Genomic DNA, 4,780 nt, shown 5'->3' with positions numbered 1-4,780 from the left:
ACGGGGAAGAGAAGACATGGTCGGTCGCTGACACGGTCGTTGACCTGGGCTTGAACGCCACGAAGAAGACGGGGGAAGTCTTCAGTATCCGCCAGATTAGCCGGATCGTGGCCACCACCGGTGGTGGCACCCGGCAAATCCACATCCTCACCACCGATCATGAGATTCCCGCCGGTGAAGCCGTATATCGAATGGGGAATAGATGGCGCCAGGAAAATCAATTCCGCTACGCCCGCATGCACTTCGCCCTGGACTCCCATGACTCCTACAGCTCCACCGATGACAACGAGGATCGGATGGTTCCAGAACCGGCAAAGGCCCGCGCTTACCAAAAAGTTGTTGCCGCCCGGCGCCATCACGCAGAAGCAGCAGCCGTGGCTGATCTGAACCTACTGACGTTGAAAACCCCGACCGAAGGCACCGATGAAGTCACAGTGACCAGTGCCATGCACAACCACGTCATGGCACCAGTATGGGAAGCAGAAACCGCTTTGGTTGCTGCTGAGAAAGTACATCAAAGCATTCCGGCGAAGATCCGCCTCGGTGACCTGAATCCCGGCCAGCAAGTCCTCGATACCGAGGTGAAGATGATTCATACCGGTATCCGTATGGCCGCCTACAACACCGCGATGACGATCGCCCGCGAGATCCGCACTAACACCGGCTACCGGCGCGCGAACCAAGAAGCACACGCCTTCATGCGCCAGATGTTCAACCAGAGCGGCGACATCAACACCACCACCCCCGGCTACCTAACCATCAGCCTGGACCCGCTACCGACCAAAGCCAAAACCGCGGCCGCCGCCCAGCTATGCGAGCACCTCACCAGCACCGAGACCCGCTACCCCGGAACCAACCTGATCCTCAAATACACCATCAAAACCAAGACCCCGACTCTCATCAATTAAATCGTGATGTCAGGAGTCCTGAGGGCCGCAACCGGCCAATATGAGCACCCTAGCGCCAGCAAGGGCACGATGTATCCGCAATCAGCCCGTACAGACGATTCCCCTCACATCCAAGGCTCCAATATTGCGGACGAAAGCAATACCGAACCGGCGCGACCAAAACCGCTACCCGATCTGCCCGCAAGCGCTACCGGATCGACCCACAGGTGCTACCGAAAGCCTCGTCTATACACCTGGATGACAACCATCGTGGACCTTGATACCGGGCAAGTCCTTGGCGTTGTTGACGGCCGCGACCATGCGGGCGTTGGGGCGTGGCTGATTCAACGACCGTTGGAATGGCGTCTGGGTGTGCATGTAGTCGCCATTGATCCCTCTGCCGCATTCAGGAAAGCATTGCGGATGTGGCTTCCTAGAACCGCGGTGTCCGTTGATCATTTCCACTTGGTCTCTCTGGCGAACCAGGCTGTGACAGAGGTCCGCCAGCCTGTTTGGGGCCCTGCCGGGAAGCGTCTGCGTCGGCGCCCGCGCCTACGGGCGGCCAACGCAGATGGGTCATGCAGATGGGCAGTACCAGCGGACCGGCACCGACCAGAATCAAATCGAACTTATCGGAGGCCGATGTTGGTCTCCACGCGGGGAGATACTGGTCCCCGAGGGCAATATCAGTGGCCTCCAGCCGCCATAATAGGTGGTCCCCAAACCGTCGAATACTCAACCAGATTTCACCACGAACCACCAAGAGCCGCCACAGATGACCTTGAACGGCTCGGGAAGGAATCCAACCAGCCCGAGACGACGTGGCTGTGGCGGCCCATTTGCCGGTGGTGGAAAGAGATCGGAGTTCTCATCCTTACCGGCGCCACCACAGGAAAAGTTGAAACCAACAACACCAGCATCAAACACATCAAAAGGACCGGCCGCGGCTTCGTCAATAGCAGCAACTACGCAACAAGGATTATGCTCAGGCGTACCGCGCGAACAGCGGTGAATCATCCGTGACAACAATTCAATTCACCACTAACCGCGGAGAGCCCCGAAAACCTCGTCTGAACAAACATGATCCTCAAATACACCGCAGGATCAAGGCATGATTCAAAAGCAACAGATTGCCGGGACCGCAGGACTCGGTCCCGAGTATGCGAGCAGAAATCAACCGAGCTAGCCTCGAGATTTCATGGCGGTATGTCTTCGCGGTGTCATTAAAGCCTGAAAGGTGCCTCTGACGTGGGAAAATGTAGTTACCACACAACATTTTCTACACAGTTTCAGGAGCACCTTGCAGGTGAACAACACTACCGGTTTTTACCCCTCTGTTCGAGTTGATGCCACCGGTGACGGGGTCGTGTCCCAGGGCGGCGGGATCATCCTGACTGAAATGCTGAAGGTTTCCGGCCTGACCACCGGATTGGCAGAAGTATTAGAGCCGTGGCGCAAGCCGTTCGCTACCCATAACCCGGGCAAAATCCTCACTGACCTAGCGTTATCACTGGCCACGGGTGGGAACTTCGTTTCCGATATTGACCGGCTCCGCAATCAGCCTGAAGTCTACGGACGGATCGCCTCGGACCCCACGATCAGCCGGCTCTTCAAGGTCCTAGCCACCGCGCAACCGGCCAAGGCGTTGGTGGTGATCAACAAGGCCCGGGCCGCATCCAGGGCGCATGTGTGGGAGCAGGCCGGTGAAGACTCGCCCCTGCACGGTGCCAGCAGGAAGAACCCTCTGGTCATCGACCTCGACTCCAGTTTGGTGAACTCCCATTCGGAAAAAGATGACGCCCGGCCCACGTGGAAGAAGGGCTTCGGCTTTCACCCACTGTGTTCCTTCGTTGACCACGGCGTTCTCGGCACTGGTGAGCCCTTGGCTACCTTATTGCGGCCCGGCAACGCCGGCTCCAACACCGTTGCTGACCACATCCAGGTCGTGAAAGATTCCATCAAGCAGTTGCCGGCCGGGTGGCGGTCCGGACGGAAGATCATGATCCGCACCGATTCTGCCGGTGGCACGCACGGGTTCCTAGACTGGCTCACCGCCAAACACCGCAACTTCTCTTACTCCGTCGGATTCACGATCAGTGACACCGTCGCCAGGGTACTGCCACTCATCCCGAAGAAAGGCTGGTCCCGGGCCTATGACAGTGACGGTACCGAACGAGACGGCGCCTGGGTTGCCGACATCACTGGGATGCTCGATTTGAAGTCTTGGCCGGCGGGGATGCGGGTCATTGTGCGCAAGGAGATCCCGCACGTGGGCGCCCAACTGCGGATCACCGACATCGACGGGCACCGGTACACGGCCATCGCAACGAACCAGGAACATGGCCAACTCGCTGATCTGGAGGTCCGCCACCGGCTGCGGGCCCGCTGTGAAGACCGGATCCGTAACGCCAAGGACACTGGCTTCGCGAACCTGCCCTTCAAACCTTTCGCTGCCAACGAGCTTTGGTGCCATGTGGTCATGATGGCCAACGAGCTCATGGCCTGGACCCAAATGATCGGCTTCAAAGAATCCAAAGCCCGTCGGTGGGAACCGAAAAAGCTCCGCGCCCGGATCTTTGAAATCGGCGGGAAACTAGCCAAACACGCCCGCCAAACAACCCTGCATCTGGCCTCCACAGCACCAGAGGTCAAACTGCTACTCACTGGAGTGAAACGGATCGCGGCGCTCAGCCCGCCATAACCGGCAGTCACCCGACCGTCCGCACTCACCCAGAAAAGCAAGAACCAGCACCACCGTGACCGGTGTGGAACCGTCACCGACCACCGCCCCGCAAGTCAGCGGCCACAATGTCACACCCAAATGCCAAACTTAAGACCATTCAGGCAAACGGTCAGCCCTGATCCACCAGAAACCGCGCCTCATGAAAGTTCGAGGCTAGTGCCACACCCGACGCCCACAACTACTCACACCGAGCACACACACCCGCCAGGTTGACCATCAACCGGAGAAGATGACAAACAGGCTGCCTCATCAAGAAGACTGTTCCTATAAAATAGCGCGATATTCATCTGGCGTTCCACAAAAAGTAATAAAGTCCAAGGAAACCTCACGATAATGAACGGGAATATGGGATTGAATCAATTTATTATATAAAGGTGCCACATATATTTCACCCTTAATAAATTCATTCGAGCTGATTGCGCTATTGACCAGCTCAACGAATTCACTCTGACTAGCAAAGGCGTAAAGACCATTCGAACATAAATCGGAAATTCGCTCCTTCTCCGTAGTGCGAATGACGGAATAATTGGGACCAGGTTCAACAAATGACCAATGAGTACCTTCACCTTCGAATACCTCCAGCCAGTTCCCATCCAGCAGAGGCGCGTCAGGAAAAGTGAAATCGTGCCTAAAAGTATCAATATTGAAAATTATTAAAGGCTCTCCCAAATCCGGGATATCCAAAATTCCCTGCCTGACCGTATCAGCTTGCCCGAGCGTATCACCTTCTAAGGGAACAATTGAGAAGTTTTTAACGCCCATAGACACAAGTTCCTCATGAACCCACACCGGAGTATCAAAATCTGTCCTCGTGATAAATACAAACCGCTCATGTTCAAAATAATCAATAAAGGACAAAACTGCGCGTCTAAAAACATTGCCATTTGGGGTCTCCAACATGAACTTTGGAACATCATAACCCGCATCAAAAAATCGTGAACTTTTACCCACCATAGGAAAAACAATCATAGTCATAACCTCACATAATCATTGTAACATCTAAGAGCATTCATAAGGAAGGCCTCCTGCCTATCCGGACCAGGGCGGCTGCAAAGTCGTTTAGCTGGTAGTGATGCCGGCTAGTTTGAGGGCGCGATCCGGGTAGTTGCGGGCACCACGGGTGGCTTTGGCAAGGTTAGTTTCTCCTTGC

Annotated in this window: 4 protein-coding genes; 3 read left to right on the top strand and 1 reads right to left on the bottom strand. The window is 55.7% G+C overall.

Annotation, left to right across the window (positions count from 1 at the left end; all coding sequences use genetic code 11):
• The 3 genes from ACX80D_RS17640 to ACX80D_RS17630 all read left to right on the top strand — a co-directional run.
• The coding region (locus ACX80D_RS17640) for a putative transposase (protein ID WP_459324162.1) at nt 1–908 on the top strand (908 nt) is incomplete at its 5' end.
• A gap of 6 nt (nt 909–914) precedes the next feature.
• On the top strand, nt 915–1,910 hold the full coding sequence (locus tag ACX80D_RS17635) for an ISL3 family transposase (RefSeq protein WP_459324163.1): 996 nt from the start codon (nt 915–917) through the stop codon (nt 1,908–1,910).
• 283 nt (nt 1,911–2,193) lie between these two features.
• Entirely contained in the window at nt 2,194–3,588 is a 1,395-nt protein-coding gene (locus tag ACX80D_RS17630; protein ID WP_459324161.1) for an IS1380 family transposase, read from the top strand.
• 306 nt (nt 3,589–3,894) lie between these two features.
• Here ACX80D_RS17630 and ACX80D_RS17625 read toward each other — a convergent pair whose 3' ends face one another.
• On the bottom strand, nt 3,895–4,605 hold the full coding sequence (locus tag ACX80D_RS17625) for a glycosyltransferase family protein (protein WP_459324160.1): 711 nt from the start codon (nt 4,603–4,605) through the stop codon (nt 3,895–3,897).
• Between the last annotated feature and the right edge of the window lie 175 nt (nt 4,606–4,780).

The organism is Arthrobacter sp. Sr24 (genome assembly GCF_054511175.1).
This window is presented reverse-complemented; position numbering and strand designations above follow the sequence as displayed.

What these genes read in the sequence shown, in the direction of transcription:
- ACX80D_RS17635 (WP_459324163.1), top strand. Translation starts at nt 915, where the DNA reads ATGTCAGGAGTCCTGAGGGCCGCAACCGGCCAATATGAGCACCCTAGC.
- ACX80D_RS17625 (WP_459324160.1), bottom strand. Translation starts at nt 4,605, where the DNA reads ATGACTATGATTGTTTTTCCTATGGTGGGTAAAAGTTCACGATTTTTT.